We start from the raw sequence: 17110 nt of genomic DNA on the forward strand, positions 1-17110 counted from the left end.
TCAGGCGCTGGGCTCCGGCGACGCGACCACCTCGGAAGCGGGGGGCTCGACCGCCGGCTCGCGGGGGATGTCGGGCTCGAGGTAGACCCGACGGGCGATGGGCACCACCGCCCGCAGACGGGCTTCGGCATCGTCGATCGTCGCGGCGACCTGGGCCGTCGTCAGGTCGGGGTCAAGCCCGATCTTGGCCGCGACCAGCAGCTCGTCGGGGCCGAGGTGCAGCGTCCTCATGTGGATCACGGTGGTGACCGCGGGCGTGGCGGCGAGCGCGTGCCGGATCGCCTCCACCGTCTGCGGTGTGGCGGCCTCACCGACGAGCATGCCGTAGGTCTCCATCGCGACGATCACCGCGACGACCAGCAGCAGCACGCCGATGGCGACCGTGCCCACGGCATCCCAGATCGGCTCGTCGAGCAGGAGCGTCAGGCCGACCCCGGCGAGCGCGAACACCAGGCCGCACAACGCGGCGAGATCCTCGAGCAGCACGACGGGCAGCTCGGGTGAGCGCGCCTCCCGAACGAAGCCCCACCAGGACATGTCGCCCTTGACGTGGCGCGACTCCTTGATCGCGGTCCGGAAGGAGAAGCTCTCCAGCACGATCGCGATCCCGAGGACGACAACGGCGACGAGCCCGCTTTCCAGCTCATGGGGGTGGCGCAGCTTCTCGATGCCCTCGTAGACGGAGAACAGGCCACCGACGCTGAAAAGCACGATGCCGACCAGGAACCCGGCGATGTAGCGGGACCGCCCGTAGCCGAAGGGGTGCTCCTCGTCGGCCGGCTGAGCTGCCCGCCGCTGCCCGATCAGCAACAGTGCCTGGTTACTGGAGTCCGCGACGGAGTGAATCGACTCGGCGAGCATCGAGGACGACCTGGTGAAGAGAAACGCCACGAACTTCGCCACCGCGATGCCCAGATTCGCGAGCAGCGCCGCCACGACGGCCCTGGTGCCACCTTCCGCGCTCACACGCCCCCGCTTTCATAGTCACGTTGCCTGGTTCGTCCGTGCGCTCCGCAGACACCGGACTGATCGCCCAGTCTGTCAAGACGCCCCCACGAACGCGCCGCCGGGTACCCGGGGGCACCGATGGTTCGGTGACCGCCGGGTCTCGTCGGATGCGGATGCGCCGCGATCAGGCCAGGGTGACGAGGTCGGCCAGGTCGGGCGACCAGGTGTCCTCGACACCGTCCGGCAGCATGAGGACCTTGTCGGGGCTCAGCGCCTCGACCGCTCCCGGGTCGTGGGTGACCAGGACGACCGCGCCGCGGTAGGTGCGCAGCGCGCTGAGGACCTCGTCCCGCGAGGCCGGGTCGAGGTTGTTGGTCGGCTCGTCCAGCAGCAGCACGTTCGCCGAGCTGCACACCAGGCCGGCGAGCGCCAGCCGCGTCTTCTCCCCTCCGGAGAGCGTCTCGGCGAGTTGCTCGACCGTGTCGCCGCTGAACAGGAACGCGCCCAGGATTCGGCGCAGCTCGACATCGGAGGATGTGGGTGCGGCCGCCCGCATGTTGTCGAGCACGGAACGGGAGGTGTCCAGCGTCTCGTGCTCCTGGGCGTAGTAGCCCAGCCGCAGGCCGTGCCCCGGGTGCACCTCACCGGCGTCGGGCGGCTCCTGGCCGGCGAGCATCCGCAGCAGCGTGGTCTTGCCCGCGCCGTTCAGGCCGAGAACCACGACCCTCGTCCCGCGGTCGATCGCCAGGTCGACGCCGGTGAAGACCTCCAGCGAGCCGTACGACTTCGACAGGCCGGTCGCCGTGAGCGGCGTGCGCCCGCAGGCAGCCGGGTCGGGGAAGCGGAGCTTGGCGACCCGGTCGGACACCCGGACCTCCGCCAGTCCGGCGGCCAGCCGCTCGGCGCGGCGGTCCATCTGGTGTGCGGCGCGCGCCTTGGTCGCCTTCGCCCGCATCTTGTCCGCCTGCGCCCGCAGCGAGTCGATCTTCTTCTCGGCGTTGGCCCGCTCCCGCCGGCGCCGGCGCTCGTCCTGCTCACGCTGGGTGAGGTAGGTCTTCCAGGCGACGTTGTAGACGTCGAGGGCCGCACGGTTCGCGTCGAGGTGGAAGACCTTGTTCACGCTCTTGTCGAGCAGGTCCACATCGTGGCTGATCACGATGAGCCCGCCGCTGTGGGCGCGCAGGAAGTCCCGCAGCCAGGTGATCGAGTCCGCGTCGAGGTGGTTGGTGGGCTCGTCCAGCAGCAGTGTCGCGTCGGAGTTGCCCGACCCGGCGAAGAGGATGCGGGCCAGTTCGACCCGGCGCCGCTGCCCACCGGAGAGCGTCCCGATCTGCTGGCCGAGCACACGGTCCGGCAGGCCGAGCGACGAACAGATCCGGGCCGCCTCCGCCTCGGCCGCATAGCCACCGAGGGTGCCGAAGCGCTCCTCCAGCCGGCCGTAGCGGCGGACCGCGGCGTCACGGGCGGACTCGTCGACCAGCTCCGCCATCTCGACGTGGAGCTTCTCCATCTCGCGCAGGATCACGTCCAGCCCGCGGGCGGCGAGCACCCTGTCCCTCGCGGTGTCGGCGAGGTCGCCGGTGCGCGGGTCCTGCGGCAGATAGCCGAGCTCGCCGCGGATGTCGACCTTGCCGGCGAACGGGAGGTTCTCTCCCGCCAGCGTCTTCAGCAGCGTCGTCTTACCGGCTCCGTTGCGACCCACGAGCCCGATGCGATCACCGGCCTGTACCCGGAAGGAAACCGGCTCGATCAGTGTTCGGGCTCCGGCGCGGAGCTCGAGCTCGGACACGATGATCATGCGAGTCGGCCTCTTTCGTACATCGGATTCGTGCGTGCAGCAGATGTCACGTGCAGGCAGGTGTCAGCGGGATAGCCACCGCGGCACCGGGTATCTAGGGACGCCGTATCGGGGACGCCCGCGTCACGACGCGGCAGAGGTCATGTCCTCCAGGGTACGGGCCGCGGGCGCGGGTACCGCGGGCGTCCGGAACGGCCAACCTGTGAGCGCGGCCAAAAACGTGCAGCGCCGATCCGTCCCGGGTACGCCCTTCCCAGGTCGTGGGCCCGGCCGTCACCCGTGACAGCCGATGCCGGTGGATACAGGAGGACACAATGACGACGACGTACCGGCAGCAGCGGCAGACCCAGCGACCGAGCTCGCTGTGGTCGAGCCTGGTGGTTCTAGGAGTCGCCGTCACCGTCCTGGGGGTGCTGCTGATCGCCAACCCCTTCAGCACCGCCGGGGGGCTGGCGGTGCTCGCCGGGGTGGCCCTGCTCGTGTCCGGCATCGCCGAGATCGTGTCGGCCGTGCGCGCCGAGCACGGCGGAACAGCCATCCTCTACGGGGTGCTCACCGCCGCCGCCGGTGTGGTGCTCCTGCTCTGGCCGCATGTGACCCTGCATGTCATCGCGATCGTCGTCGGAGCCGTGCTGATCGTCGCGGGAGTGATCCGAGCGCTGCTGATCCTGGCGAGCAGGCACTCGGATGCCGGCCGCGGCGCCGGGCGCCGCCGGAGCCTGCTGGTCGCCTGCCTCGCCGTGGTCCTCGGGATCCTGGCGGTCGCCTGGCCGGCTGCGACGGTCTCGGTGCTGGCTGTCCTGTTCGGGATCCAGCTCGTCGTCACCGGGGTGACCGAGGTGCTGGTCGGGCTCGCGCTACGGCCCTGATCAGCTGCGACCTGACCGGCGGGGTCTGGGCTCAGTCCAGGATGCGCTTGCGCCACAGGGCGATGGAGTCCTGGCTGCCGCCCCGCTCGAGCAGCCACGCCTCGGGCCCGCCAGGCACCCCGTCGATGACCCCGAGCACGTGCTCGACGGCCTCCTGGGAGACCTCGGTCACCGCGCGGGCCGTCGGCCCCGACCGTGCCCCGGGCAGGAGCGAATGGCCCTTGAGCCGCCGCAGCACCCCCGGCATGTTGGCGCCGGTCGCCAGGTAGTCGGCGATCACCTGCTCGTGGCCGACTCCGGCAAGGCGCAGCAGCAGCGCGGTCACGATCCCGGTGCGGTCCTTGCCGGCCGCGCAGTGCACCAGCAGCGGGCCGGGTGCCTCGGCCGCCAGGTCCACGATCTCCACCAGCCGGGGCGCCGCGATGTCGAGGATCGTGTTGTAGAGCGCGCGCAGGCCGCCCGCGAGCACGTCCGGGCCGAGCGAGCTGCTGGCCCGGCCGGTCTCCTCGCCCAGCAGCGGCTTGATGTGCACCTCGGAACCGAGCAGGGACAACGGGTGCGGGGAGCTCCCCCGCTCGACCGCGGACCGCAGGTCGACGACGGTCGGCGGCGGCCAGGTGAAGGTGACCGCGGGCCGCTCATCGCCCACCCGCGGCATGTCGCTGCGGTAGAGCACCCCGGCCCGAAGGACCTGCCCGGCCGCGGTCGTCATGCCGCCGACATCGCGCAGGTTGGCCAGCGCTTCCCTGGGCGCCTCTTCCGTTCCCATGCACAGTCCTCCCGAAAACCCGGCGTCGCACGGTCAGAACACCTCGAACGAGCATCGATCTGACGAACCCGTCATCCGTCAGCGCGGCACGTGCGGCCTCGCACCATCCTCGTCGAAAAGGGTGCCCTCATGCGCGGGCATGCCGTCGATGCGGCTCATGGTGGCCCGGCCGTCGATGTCGTTGATGCCCCCGGTGTCGCCGATGCCGTCAAGGGCAGTCGCCGCGATGCCGGTGGACTCGCCCTCCTCCGCCAGCACGACCGGGTCGATCAGGTGAGGCGAGTCGTTGCGGACGCTGCCGACCGCGGACGAGACAGGGTGGGCGGCGAAGACCCCGGCCGGTACGGGGCGCAGGACACCGGCGAGGTCGGCGCGGTCTCGCACCTCCGGATCGATCCACCGCGACCAGGCGGAGCGTGGCACGACGACCGGAGACCGGTCATGGAGGAACTCCAGGCCCGTGGCCGCCTCTGTCGTGATGATCGCGAACGTCGCCAGCGGTTTGCCGTGATGCCATCCGCTCTCGTAGATACCAGCGAAGGCGAACAGGCCATCCGCACCCGGATGCCCGGCGGGATGGACGTAGTAGGGCTGACCGCGGCGCTTCCCGGCGACCCGCTGCCACTCGTAGAAACCGGTGGCGGGGACGAGACACCGCCTGGCGGCGAACGCCGAACGGAACGCGGGCCTGGACGCCACGGTCTCGGCCCGAGCATTGATCATGCGGTTGCCGGACTGCCGGGTGTTCCCCCACCGCGGCTCCAGCCCCCAGGTGGCCAGGCGAAGCACCCGACCCGGGTCGGCGGCGGCCTGGACCTGCGCACTGTCGGCTCCGGCAGCGGATCTGTCGGCTCCGGCGGGCCGCGCGGATGCCATCACGATCGGCATCGCTGTCGTCGGTGCGACGTTGTAGCTCTCGCGGAGCGCGCCGTGCGTCTCGTCCACCGCCGACATGGCCGCCGCGAGATCGTCCGCGCTGAGCGTCTGGGTGTACCTCCCGCACATGGGCCCAGTCTCGCAGCCACCTACGACGTTCAGACGACGAGCGCCGCCGCGGCACCCGCCAGGCAACCCAGCGACAGCACACCGAAGACACCGACCCAGAAGGTCCCCGGCAGGCCGGTCAGGCGGGCCAGCTGATCGGGATCGGAGTCCCGCGCCCGACGGCGCCGCCGCTGGCGCTGCACCTCGACGATCGGCCGCAGCGCCCCCAGCAGCAGGAACCAGGTGGCGTACGCGGCGAAGCCCGCCTGGACGTCGTCCGTGGCGAACCAGGAGACCCCGAGCACGACGCCGGTGCTGACAAGCACGGTCGCGACTCCGAACCCGTTGCGGACGACCACCAGCAGCACCAGCAGCAGGGCGACGATGACCTGGAGCAGCAGGCTGACCCGACCGGTGGCGAGCAGGCCCGCCGCGCCCAGCCCGAGCAAGGACGGGGCCGTGTACCCGGCGGCCACGGTGAGGACCACACCCGGACCGGTCGGCCGGCCGGAGGAGACCGTGACTCCCGAGGTGTCGGAATGCAGGCGCACTCCGGCGAGGCGGCGACCGGTGGCCACCGCGACGAGTGCGTGACCGCCCTCGTGCGCGATCGTGACCACGTGTCGGGCCCTCGGCCAGAGGCGGTCACTCGCCACCGTCAGCAGCGCGGCGATGCCGGTGACGACGAGGATCCAGTGCGCGGGTGCCGGCTGTGCCCCGAAACTCCGGCTGAGCAGGTCGGACGTGGCTGCTCCTCTCCTCGTTGCCGCACCGGCGCGACCTCGTCGCCGCACCGGCGCGACCGCACTGCCGCGACCACGCCATCACGCCGCGGCCGGGAACACACCCGGTCGGACCGGCGGCGGTTCGGCGTACGTCCTCCCGATAATCGCGCATGGCGGGTTCCGCCCCCAGAGTGCGGTGCTCCCCGCATCCGCGACGGGGCGTCGTGTTCCCGACAGCAGGTACCCTTCGGCGCGCGAGGGGGACTGTCAGAGCACGCATCAGGCCAGCGCTTCCCGCGCTGGGGCGACGGCACGGGGCGGGCCGGCGAGGCACCCAGATGGGCCAAATGGGGAGGAACCCGGGCAATGGCTGAATACGTGTATCGACCGGTCATCCACACGGCGCTCGGGCTCTTCCGCGCGTTGCGGCTGCGGCTGGACGTCCGTGGTGAGGAGCACGTGCCGGCGGACGGCGGAGCGGTCGTACTGATCAACCATGTGTCGTACCTGGACTTCGCCCTTGCCGGCGTGCCCTTCTGGCGGTCGCAGCGGCGGCTGGTCCGGTTCATGGCGAAGAAGCAGGTCTTCGATCACCGGGTGAGCGGGCCACTGATGCGAGGCATGCATCACATTCCGGTCGACCGGTCGGCCGGTGCGGGGTCGCTGCGGGAGGCGGTGCGTGCCCTTGGCGCCGGCGAGTTGGTCGGCGTGTTCCCGGAGGCCACGATCAGTCCGAGCTACTGCCTGGCGCCGTTCAAGTCCGGCGCGGCCCGGATGGCCGCCGAGGCCGACGTACCCGTCATCCCGCTGGTGCTGTGGGGCAGCCAGCGGATCCTGACCAAGGGGCGGCCCCGCAACCTGCGCGCCGCGGTCGGGACACCCGTCTCCATCACCGTGGGCAAGCCCGTTCCGGCCTCGGAGCTGCGGGACTCCCGGGCGGGAACCGAGCTGTTGCAGCTGACGATGGCGGAGATCCTCGACGACGCGCAACGCCGCTATCCCGCGCCGCCCCCCGGCGAATCACCCTGGTGGCTTCCCGCTCATCTCGGCGGATCCGCGCCGGAGCCGCCGACGCCGCCGACGCCATAGCGCCGTCGTCCGGACCGGTTGCCTCACCACCGGCCGGCGGCAGGTTGACTGAAGCCTCGGAACGGCTATCGACGGAGCGGAGAACACCGTGGCGGACCACGTGATGGACCGGCCTGGCCCAGCGGAACAGGACCGCGAGGTGCGAGGTCAAGGAGCCATCGGGCAGATCACGGACGAGCAGTTCGTCGACACGCTGCCCAAGGTCGAGCTGCACGTCCACCTCGAGGGGTCGATGCGGCCCGGCACGCTGCTCCGGCTTGCCCGCAGGCACGACGTCGACCATCTGCCGACCGATCTGGACGCCCTGCGGGCCTTCTACCGGTTCCGCGACTTCGACCATTTCATCGAGGTCTACCTGGCCGCCGTCCAGGTGCTGCGGGACGAGGAGGACTTCCGCCTGCTCGCGCGCGAGACCGCGCTCGGCCTGGCCGAGCAGCGGGTCCGCTATGCGGAGATCACCTTCACCCCCTGGCTGCACGTCCAGCGTGGTGTCGATCCGGCGGCGGTGTTCGCCGGGGTGGAGGCGGGGCGCCTCGACGCCGAGCGGGAGACCGGCATCCAGGTCCGCTGGATCACCGATATTCCCGGTCTGCCGGGAACCGACAACGTGCACTCCGGCGAACGCACGCTGGAGCTCGCCCTCGAGCACGGCGGGGAAGGTGTGATCGCGCTCGGCCTGGGCGGGCCCGAGGTCGGCGTCGGGCGCCCCCAGTTCGGCCCGGTGTTCACCGCGGCCCGGGACGCGGGCCTGCACTGCATCCCGCACGCGGGCGAGACGACCGGTGCGCGCACGATCTGGGACGCCCTGGAGTTCCTGCACGCGGAGCGGATCGGGCACGGCACCAGTGCCCTCGATGACCCCGCGCTCGTGGAGCACCTGCGCCGACACCACATCCCGCTGGAGGTCTCCCCCACCTCCAACCTGTGCACCGGTGCCGTCGCGAGCTACGCGGCCCATCCGCTGCCGCGGATGATCGCCGAGGGCCTCGACGTCAACCTGAACAGCGACGACCCGCCCATGTTCAACACCACGCTTCGCCAGGAGTACCTGCACGCCCTGCGTTCGCTTTCGCTCACCCGGCAGCAGGTCTTCGACCTGGCGGCGGCGGCCGTCGAGCACTCGTTCCTGCCCGAGCCCGGAAAGGCGCGGCTGCGGGCGGAGTTCGCGGTCGCCGCCGTCGAGCTCGGCGTGACCACACCAGCCGTGACCACACCAGCTCGGTCAGCGTCGGCGTCGGCGTCGGCTCAGCCGGCGGCGGAGGCGCCAACAACGCTGGCACCGACGGAGCGCTGAGCCGGCCCGTCACCTCAGCCCGGCCGGCTGGCCGACGAGGTCGAGCTCGCGCAGGCGCTCCTGCGCGGTCTGCTCGACCCGGCGCATCGTCGCCCGCAGAATGGGCGGCGTCATGATCGACGTGACGATCGCGACCAGCACGATGACCGTGTACATGGCCGTGGAGAGCACACCGAGGCGCAGGCCGGTGCCGGCCACGACGATCTCGATGACGCCACGGGCATTGAGGCCGGCCCCGAGCGACAGCGCCTCCCAGTGCCCGAGCCTGCTGATACGCGCGCCGAGGTAGGCACCGGCGAACTTGCCGATGACGGCAAGGCTGAGGATGACGACGGCAGCGAGTGCGACCTTGGCCTCGGCCAGCGCGGTGAGGTCGATCCGCAGCCCGGCCGACGCGAAGAAGATGGGCGCGAGCACGCCCATGACCACCAGCCGGAGCGGTTCGAGCCGACGCGAGTCCAGATTCGGTGCCGAGCCGAGCAGGATGCCGGCGACGAAGGCGCCGAGAATGGCTTCCAGCTTGAGGGCGTGGGTTCCCGCCGCCGCGGCGAAGATGAACAGGACGACGACGGCGATCCCGGACGCGGTACCACCGGACCCGGCCGGGATCGGGATCCGCGGCACCGCCGGGGGCCCGGCGGCGGACGCCGATGCGGTGCCATGCTCCGCTGATGTCGATGCGGCCGGCGGGGCAGCGGCGGACGGTCCCGCCGCGGGATCCACCCGGTCCGGGACATCGGCGGCCGCCGGACCTGGCCCGGCCCCGCTGCCGGTCTCCTCTCGGGCCAGGCCACCCGCAGCGATGGCGATCCGGGCCAGTGGGCGCCCCAGGAGGACGGCAACCAGCACGACGCTGAGCAGGCTTATCACCGGCCAGGCGATATCACCCCCGCGCACGCCGGTCGTGGCCATCGCGGAGACCACCGAAAGCAACGACCAGCCGACCGCGTCGTCAACCGTCGCGGAAGCGAGGATGAGCTGGCCGACGTTGCGGTGCAGCAAGCGCATGTCCAGGAGAATCTTCGCCGCGACCGGGATGGCACTCACGCCCATGGCCACCCCGAGGAACAGGGCGAAGACATGGCGATCGGCATCCTCGCCAAGCAGCGAACCAGGCAGGAGCAGGCCCGCGCCGATGCCGAGGCCGACCGGCAGCAGCAGACCCGCGGCGCTGATCCGGGCAGCGGTCGCCCCGCGGCGCCGCACCATCCGCATGTCCATCTCCAGGCCGGTCAGGCCGACCAGAAGAATCACACCCATCTGGCCCACGGCATCCAGCAGATGCATCTGGTCCGGCGCGGTGGGCAGGAGCCAGCCGGAGAAATCAGGGGCGATGTCGCCCAACAATGACGGGCCCAGGAGAACACCGGCGAGAAGCTCGCCGACCACCGAGGGCAGGCCGATTCTCACCGCCAGTTTTCCGAGCGCCAGCGCCAGCGCCAGGAGTACCGTCAGCTGAAGTAGAAAGATCAACAAAGAATGGTGCGACAGCGGGGCCGTCGCCACAAATGCTTCCGCCACGTTCACGTTCGTCCGCTCCCACCACCGTGCCTGCGTTCAGCCCGCCGACCGGACCGTTGTTTGCTGCACGCACCAGTACCATCCGGGCACGGCGCGTGCGAGCGCGGTGTACGCGGACCCGGCCCGGCGGTTCTTCTGACGACCGCCAGGCCCCCGAAACACCGACCGGCCTTCGAGCGGTGTTTGTGGGCACGCCTCGCCGCATCTCGCCCGCGGCGTGTGAAGGGCCACCGCGACAACAATAGCCAGCTCGCAGGCCATCGGGGCCCGGCCGCGGAGAATCACCGGCCACGCCTGGGCTTCAGCCGATACCGGGACCAGTGCCGGACCGGGAACGGTCGGCCGGCACTCCCACGCTCGGCACGGCGCTACCGGCACCCGCCGTACCACCGGCACCCGCCCTGCCACCGACATCCGTCATATGGCCGACATCCGTCGCGCGACCGGCGTCCGTATCGCGGAATCGCGCGACGAGCTCGGCCCGCCGGCGCGGGTCGAGATTCGCCCGGGTTACGTCCCCGTCGTAGTGGGCGACCACCCGGGGATCCATCACCTGGAACCAGAGACGCGGGACCAGCGAGGCCAGGATCATTGTTCCGTAACCGGTTGGCAGCTGCGGAGCAAAGGAAAACGATCGGAGCGACTGGTAGCGCACGGTCGGGTTGGCGTGATGGTCGCTGTGCCGAGGCAGATGATAGAGCGCGAGATTGCTGATGACGTCGTCACTGTTCCAGCTGTGCCGCGGATCGACCTTCTCGTATCTGCCGGTCGCGGTCCGTTGCCGGGCCAGCCCGTAGTGCTCGACGTAGTTCACCGCCTCCAGCAGGGAGAATCCCACCACGGCCTGCAGTACGAGGAAGGCGAGAACGGACGGTCCGAAGACACCGGCGAGGGCTCCGAAGAGAACCACCGTGTACGCCCACGAGGTCAGCACCTCGTTGCGCACCGACCACGGCGAACGCCCGCGTAGGCGCAGTCGGCGTGCTTCCAGGTCCCACGCCGAGCGCAGGCTGCCGCTGACGGTGCGCGGCCAGAACCGCCAGAAGCTCTCGCCGAGCCGGGCGCTGGCCGGGTCCGCGGGGGTCGCGACCCGCACGTGGTGACCGCGGTTGTGCTCGACGTAGAAGTGGCCGTAGGCGGTGGTGGCGAGCATGGCCTTCGACAGGATCCGCTCCAGCCGGTCGCGCTTGTGGCCCAGTTCATGGGCGGTGTTGATGCCGATCCCGGTGACGGTGCCGATCGCGCCGACCACCGCCACCCGCTCGACGGCCGACAGATCGCCGTGCGCCCACGCCCAGCACCCGAGCACCAGGCAGATGCCGGTGAGCGGCAGGTACAGGAAGGTGCACCACCGGTAGTAGCGGTCGGCGTCCAGGGCGGGACGGGCCCATTCCGGCGCGGCCACGGGATCCTTCGGCGTGGTCGCGTCGAGCAGCGGCAACAGACCGAAGACGAACACGACGGCAAGCCACCACGGAATACCCGAGCCCGTCCGATGCCACAGCCCGAAGGACACGATCGGGAGGACCGGGGGGACCAGCGCGGTCAGCCACATGTACCGCTTGCCGTCGCGCCACCGCGTTCCGTCCCGGCCGACCAGCACTGGTGCCGCCATGCGTGTCACCTTCCACCCGCCGGGCGCGCGCGGGAACGGGTCCCGAGAACCGAACACCACAGGCCGCCGCCACTCGTCACCACACCGTTACATCTCGAAGTCTCACATCCGCCGCGTACAGGAACAACCGCCCGCCTGGACGCCGGCGCCCCGTTCCGTCCTTTCCGTCCGGCCAGGCGCCGCGGCGGTGCACACTCAGCCCATGACCGCGCAGACCAGACCGCACGGCTCGATGACGAACGCGCCCCCGTGGATCGGCGGCGCCACGATCGGCGCCTTCTTTCTCTCCGCCGCCGTCCTGATCACCTACACGCTCCTCCCGCTTCCCGGCCAGCGTTCGCTCGGCGGCGTGAACTACCTCGTCGCCGCGCTGCTCTTCGGCGGCCACATCACCTTCAGCCGTCTCTACCGGAGCGGCCTGGCACGACGGGCCCCGTCCGGGGGTACGGCCGCGGCAGGGCCTCACCTGGACGGGCCGGTTGACCACGCTCCGGCGGACATCGTCCAACCAGGCGGACCGGCGCGCCCGGATCCCCGGCGCAAGTGACATAGCCGACGCCACACGGCACACTCCACAGCCGCTCCGGGCTGAAACGATGCCCCGGTGTCCGCCCTGGTCGTAGTGTTTGTCGGCCTTGTCGCAGGCGCCGCGGTCGCGCACACCGGCCATCTCGGCGGTGACGCGGCACGCACCCTCAACATCTGGCTGCTCGACATCGCGCTGCCCGCGCTCACCCTGCACGTTCTGCACGACGTCCAGATCCCGTCGAACATCGTGCTGGTCGTGGCTGCTCCGTACGCCCTGTGTGCGACAACCATGGTGATCTACCTGGTGGCCGCCCGGGTGCTGGGGCTGAGCCGGGAGGTGGTGGCCGCTCTGATCGCCGCCACCGCGGTGGCGAACACGTCGTTCGTGGGCATCCCCATGGTCACCGCCTTCTTCGGCGAGTCCTGGGTGCCCGTCGCGCTGTTGACCGACCAGCTCGGTTCGTACCTGCTGCTGAACACGGTGGTGCTGGCGGTGGTCACCGCCGCCGCCGGAGCCACCGCGGCGCCGCTGGCCGTCGCCCGCGCGACGCTGACCCGGCCGTCGATGCTGGCCCTCGTGCTCGCGCTGGCGCTGCGCCCGGTGGAGTACCCGGCCTGGCTGGACGAGGCACTCGCCTCGATCGGCGCCACCCTGACGCCGCTGGCGCTGTTCTCGGTGGGCCTGCAACTGCGGGTCAACGCCGTGCGCCGCTGGTGGCGGGAACTGGTGCTGGGGCTGACGGTGAAGCTGGCGGTGGCCCCCGCCGCGGTTCTCGGGCTGTATGTCGCCACGGGTGTGTTCACCGATCCGGACGTCAAGGTGGCGCTGTTCGAGATCGCGATGCCGCCGATGGTGGCCGGCGCGATCCTCGCGGACCGGCACGGCCTGGCTCGCCCCCTGCCGAGCCTGCTGGTCGGTGTCGGCGTGCCGCTGTCCGTCGCCACACTCGCGATCTGGTCGATTCCCCTGCGCCCCTGAGACACCCCACATCCGGCGGCACCGGGCACCGGGCACCGGACGATCCACGCACGCAACTATGTGGGCGTCCTAAAGTTGGAGCGAGAGACAATCGCTGGGTCGCAAGCGCCAGCCCGACCGGGGAGACTCGGAGGCGGCATGGCGTGCCACCGGCGTGGCCTGTCGCGGCATGCCGCGAGCACCGCGCCGTGCGGAGGACCGGCACGAGCAGCATACGAACGGAGGCGGCCAGGTGGCCGAGACAGAGCAGGTACAGGCAACCCCGGGCACGGCGGCCACCGCACCGATCCAGCGGGTCGGTGTGGTCGGGTGCGGTCTGATGGGCTCCGGCATCGCCGAGACCTGCGCGCGGGCAGGCCTTGACGTGCTGGTCCGGGAGGTGGACGTCGCGGCGGTCGAGGCCGGCCGGAAACGGATCACCGCCTCGCTCGACCGCGGAACCCGCAGCGGCAAGCTCAGCGAGGCCGACCGGGACGCGGCCCTGGCCCGGCTCGCCTTCACCACCGACCTCGGCGACTTCGGCGACCGCCAGTTCACCGTCGAGGCCATCGCGGAGAACGAACAGGCCAAGACCGAGATCTTCACGGCGCTCGACAAGGTCGTGGCCGACCCTGCGGCGATCTTCGCCTCCAACACCTCCTCCATCCCGATCATGAAGCTCGGGATGGCCACCGGCCGCCCGGACCAGGTCCTGGGTGTGCACTTCTTCAACCCGGTACCGGTGATGAAGCTGGTCGAGCTCGTCCCGTCGCTGCTGACCTCGGACGAGACCCTCACCCGCACCCAGGAGTTCGTCACCTCCGGGCTGCGCAAGGAGGTGATCCGCTCCAAGGACCGCGCCGGGTTCGTGGTCAACGCGCTGCTCGTTCCCTACCTGCTCTCCGCGATCCGGATGCAGGAGTCGGGTTTCGCCTCCGCCGACGACATCGACCTCGGCATGGTCCTCGGCTGCGCCCACCCGATGGGCCCGCTGCGGCTGATCGACCTCATCGGGCTCGACACCATCAAGGCGGTGGCCGAGTCGCTGTACGACGAGTTCAAGGAGCCGCTCTACTCCCCGCCGCCGCTGCTGCTGCGCATGGTGGACGCCGGTCTGCTCGGCAAGAAGAGCGGCCGCGGCTTCCACCAGTACTCCTGAACCCACCACACGAGAACGGCACCGACGTGGATCCGAACTTCGACACCTACAGCCTCAGCGACACCCATACCGCCGTACGTGAGGCCGTCCGCGATCTCGCGGAGAAGGAGATCGCGCCGTTCGCGGCCGACGTCGACGAACAGGAGCGCTACCCCACCGAGGCCCGGGACGCGCTGATCCGTTCCGGGTTCAGTGCCGTCCACATCCCGGAGAGCTACGACGGCCAGGGCGCCGACTCGGTCGCGACCTGCATCGTCATCGAGGAGGTCGCCCGAGCCTGCGCCTCCTCGTCCCTCATCCCCGCCGTCAACAAACTCGGCACGATGCCGATCCTGCTCTCCGGATCGGAGGAGCTGAAGAAGCAGGTCCTGCCCTCGATCGCCAGCGGTGAGGCGAGCGCGTCCTACGCGCTCTCCGAACGGGAGGCGGGATCGGACACCGCCTCGATGCGGACCCGCGCCCGCCTCGACGGCGACCACTGGGTCCTCAACGGCACCAAGACCTGGATCACCAACGCGGGCGAGTCCACCTGGTACACGGTCATGGCCGTCACCGACCCGGACGCACCCAAGCCCGCCGACGGCATCTCCGCGTTCGTCGTCCGGGCCGACGACCCCGGCTTCGAGGTGGGCTCCAAGGAACGCAAACTCGGCATCAAGGGCTCACCGACCCGCGAGATCCACTTCGTCAACTGCACGATCCCCGCCGACCGGATCATCGGCGAGCCCGGCACCGGTCTGCGCACCGCGCTGCGCACCCTCGACCACACCCGGCCGACGATCGGCGCGCAGGCCGTCGGCATCGCCCAGGGCGCGCTGGACGCGGCGATCGGCTACGTGAAGGAACGCCGCCAGTTCGGCCGCCCGATCGCGGACAACCAGGGCGTCCAGTTCATGCTCGCGGACATGGCGATGAAGATCGAGGCGGCCCGGCACATGGTGTACGTCGCGGCGGCCCGCGCCGAGCGCGGCGAGCCGAACCTCGGGTTCATCACCGCCGCCGCCAAGTGCTTCGCCTCGGACGTCGCCATGGAGGTCACCACCGACGCCGTCCAGCTCTTCGGCGGCGCCGGCTACACCCGTGACTTCCCGGTCGAACGGATGATGCGCGACGCGAAGATCACGCAGATCTACGAGGGCACCAACCAGATCCAGCGGATGGTCATGTCCCGGGCCCTGCTCCGGGGCTGAGACCGTCCCGTCCCACGGTGAGGCGCCGCCGATACGGGCGGCGGCGCCTCACCACCAGCGTGGCCCGGCCCAAACCTGCGCCGGACTCCCGCCGGATTACCCGCTGACTACAGACCGCCCACAAGTGCGGACGTCTCCGACGGACCGTCGACAGAGTCGCCGTAGTCGCCGTAGTCGCCCCACTGGTAGTCATCCTTGCCGGGCTTGTCGTACTTCTCGTGGTGCTTCTTCTTGTCGTGCTTCTTCTCGAACCAGAGAACCTTCTCGAAGGTGATCCGGATCTTCTTCTTCACCAGGTTCTTCTTCTCGTGGTGCTTGTAGTCCCCGCCCGGCCTCGGGCTGTAGGCCACCGGCTCCTCGACAGCACCCGGGGTCCCCCAGTCTCCGGGGTCGCCGTAGGAGTCGTCACCGTACGAGTCGCCGCCGTGGTAGGGGTCGTCGTCACCGTAGGAGTCATCGCCGTACGACTCCTCGCCGTACTCCTTCTTGTCGTGCTTCTTGTGGTGCTTCTTCTTCTCGTTCTCGAACCAGAGAACGCGCTCGTAGCTGATGGCGTCCTTGCGCTTCGAGACGTTGTCGTGCTTCTTCTTGTGGTGCTTCCTGTCGTACGGACCAGCCAGCGCCTCCTCACCGGCAACCGGCCCGTCCACGGCCGTCGGGTCCACCACCGGAGCCGCCGGGTCCACTACGGCGGCCGTCGGGTCCACGACCGGAGCCGCCGGGTCGTCAAAGCCGCCGGGGGGCGGGAGAAGCGCCGAGTCGTCGAAGCCGCCCCAGCCCTCATCGCCGCCCGGGCCCTCGAAACCGGTGCCCGGCTCGTCGCCCGTCGGGTCGACGGCCTCGTCGTCGTAGCCGGGCCACTTCTTCTTGTGGTCCTTCTCGTCCTTGCCGTGGTGGTCCTTCTTCTTGTGCTCCTTCTTGTCCTTGTGGTCGAACCAGAGAACGCGCTCGTAGCTGACGGCGACGCGCTCCTTCTTGACCTGCTGCTTGCCGTGGTGCTCGCCGCCGTACGGAGCGGCCTGCGCGACACCGGCGCCCGCGCCGAGCGTCACCGCGACGGAAACCAAACCGGAGGTCGCGAGAATCGCGGTACGACGCCCAATTCTGCTCGCCATTTCCAACCTTTCAAAAAAGGATCTGTTGCATCGGCTCGTCGGGCGACAACATAGCCGCTGGTCAGCGGGCGGACGGAGGCTCAAAACAGACGTGTCGCCGGGACCTTCGGACCTTCGGTTCCGACCCATTTAACCGAATGCGCAGGCGACGGGAGGCTGACCCGGAACAGCGATCCTTTTCCATCTCACGGTGTACGGTCAGGGATGCCAGGGGTCCGAGTCGAGACGGAAAAGGCCCCCGATTCCCACCCCGAGATCAGGCCACAGGGGCGCAGAAATCACGGCGAATCCACCCGGCACCGGACGCCAGAACAGGGAAACAGGCATATGCGGCACCCGACCAGGCATGACACCCGGAACAATAACCAGCCGGCCGTGACGGGTCGCCGTCGACCTGTTTACCTGCACTGTTGCGCGACCGAAACACGGCAGGAAAGGTGCGCCGCCTTCCGGAGCCGGCAGAAATTGTGTCGACCGCGAAATCAGGCGGCGGCGGAGAAGCCACACCGGCACCCGGCGCCGACACAGGGCCTGGCTCTCCCGCGGCG

General features: G+C 70.3%; 15 protein-coding genes. 7 read left to right on the forward strand and 8 right to left on the reverse strand.

Going from position 1 to position 17110, the window contains the following annotated elements; all coding sequences use genetic code 11:
* Positions 1-966 carry a cation diffusion facilitator family transporter gene (locus tag AWX74_RS01230; protein WP_091270641.1) on the reverse strand — a complete coding sequence of 322 codons (966 nt, stop codon included), beginning with the start codon at positions 964-966 and terminating at the stop codon, positions 1-3.
* 166 nt (positions 967-1132) lie between these two features.
* Positions 1133-2746 carry an ABC-F family ATP-binding cassette domain-containing protein gene (locus AWX74_RS01235; protein ID WP_006544811.1) on the reverse strand — a complete coding sequence of 538 codons (1614 nt, stop codon included), beginning with the start codon at positions 2744-2746 and terminating at the stop codon, positions 1133-1135.
* A 314-nt stretch (positions 2747-3060) separates the two neighbouring features.
* Between AWX74_RS01235 and AWX74_RS01240 the strand changes: the two genes are divergently transcribed.
* Positions 3061-3615, forward strand: a complete 555-nt coding sequence (locus AWX74_RS01240; RefSeq protein ID WP_091270643.1) for an HdeD family acid-resistance protein — start codon at positions 3061-3063, stop codon at positions 3613-3615.
* Positions 3616-3646: 31 nt separating this feature from the next.
* On the opposite strand, the gene AWX74_RS01245 is transcribed toward AWX74_RS01240, so the two are convergent.
* From AWX74_RS01245 to AWX74_RS01255, 3 genes are all read right to left on the reverse strand, one after another.
* Positions 3647-4384 carry a tyrosine-protein phosphatase gene (locus AWX74_RS01245; RefSeq protein WP_091270644.1) on the reverse strand — a complete coding sequence of 246 codons (738 nt, stop codon included), beginning with the start codon at positions 4382-4384 and terminating at the stop codon, positions 3647-3649.
* A 78-nt stretch (positions 4385-4462) separates the two neighbouring features.
* Positions 4463-5389 carry an SOS response-associated peptidase gene (locus AWX74_RS01250; RefSeq protein WP_091270646.1) on the reverse strand — a complete coding sequence of 309 codons (927 nt, stop codon included), beginning with the start codon at positions 5387-5389 and terminating at the stop codon, positions 4463-4465.
* A 29-nt stretch (positions 5390-5418) separates the two neighbouring features.
* Positions 5419-6162, reverse strand: a complete 744-nt coding sequence (locus AWX74_RS01255; RefSeq protein ID WP_091270648.1) for a M50 family metallopeptidase — start codon at positions 6160-6162, stop codon at positions 5419-5421.
* 297 nt (positions 6163-6459) lie between these two features.
* Here AWX74_RS01255 and AWX74_RS01260 point away from each other — a divergent pair, with 297 nt between their 5' ends.
* Both AWX74_RS01260 and add read left to right on the forward strand, forming a co-directional pair.
* Positions 6460-7182 (forward strand): lysophospholipid acyltransferase family protein, encoded by a 723-nt coding sequence (locus tag AWX74_RS01260; RefSeq protein WP_091270650.1) that lies wholly within the window; start codon positions 6460-6462, stop codon positions 7180-7182.
* Between the two features lie 103 nt (positions 7183-7285).
* Positions 7286-8476, forward strand: a complete 1191-nt coding sequence (gene add / locus AWX74_RS01265; protein ID WP_226931432.1) for an adenosine deaminase — start codon at positions 7286-7288, stop codon at positions 8474-8476.
* Positions 8477-8485: 9 nt separating this feature from the next.
* Here add and AWX74_RS01270 read toward each other — a convergent pair whose 3' ends face one another.
* The gene (locus AWX74_RS01270) at positions 8486-10003 is read right to left on the reverse strand and encodes a cation:proton antiporter (protein WP_091270652.1); all 1518 of its coding nucleotides are present in this window, start codon (positions 10001-10003) and stop codon (positions 8486-8488) included.
* Between the two features lie 295 nt (positions 10004-10298).
* Positions 10299-11612: an alkane 1-monooxygenase gene (locus tag AWX74_RS01275; RefSeq protein WP_091271103.1), complete on the reverse strand. Its 1314-nt coding sequence runs from the start codon at positions 11610-11612 to the stop codon at positions 10299-10301.
* Positions 11613-11814: 202 nt separating this feature from the next.
* Between AWX74_RS01275 and AWX74_RS01280 the strand changes: the two genes are divergently transcribed.
* The 4 genes from AWX74_RS01280 to AWX74_RS01295 all read left to right on the forward strand — a co-directional run bounded on the left by AWX74_RS01280 (position 11815) and on the right by AWX74_RS01295 (position 15447).
* On the forward strand, positions 11815-12159 hold the full coding sequence (locus AWX74_RS01280; RefSeq protein ID WP_091270654.1) for a hypothetical protein: 345 nt from the start codon (positions 11815-11817) through the stop codon (positions 12157-12159).
* Positions 12160-12216: 57 nt separating this feature from the next.
* Positions 12217-13119, forward strand: a complete 903-nt coding sequence (locus tag AWX74_RS01285; RefSeq protein WP_091270655.1) for an AEC family transporter — start codon at positions 12217-12219, stop codon at positions 13117-13119.
* A gap of 232 nt (positions 13120-13351) precedes the next feature.
* Positions 13352-14257, forward strand: a complete 906-nt coding sequence (locus tag AWX74_RS01290) for a 3-hydroxybutyryl-CoA dehydrogenase (protein ID WP_091270657.1) — start codon at positions 13352-13354, stop codon at positions 14255-14257.
* Positions 14258-14283: 26 nt separating this feature from the next.
* Positions 14284-15447, forward strand: coding sequence for an acyl-CoA dehydrogenase family protein (locus AWX74_RS01295; protein ID WP_091270659.1), 1164 nt, complete (start codon positions 14284-14286; stop codon positions 15445-15447).
* 107 nt (positions 15448-15554) lie between these two features.
* On the opposite strand, the gene AWX74_RS40595 is transcribed toward AWX74_RS01295, so the two are convergent.
* Positions 15555-16562, reverse strand: a complete 1008-nt coding sequence (locus AWX74_RS40595; protein ID WP_207550231.1) for a hypothetical protein — start codon at positions 16560-16562, stop codon at positions 15555-15557.
* Between the last annotated feature and the right edge of the window lie 548 nt (positions 16563-17110).

The organism is Parafrankia irregularis, assembly GCF_001536285.1.
Classification (GTDB): Bacteria; Actinomycetota; Actinomycetes; order Frankiales; family Frankiaceae; genus Parafrankia; species Parafrankia irregularis.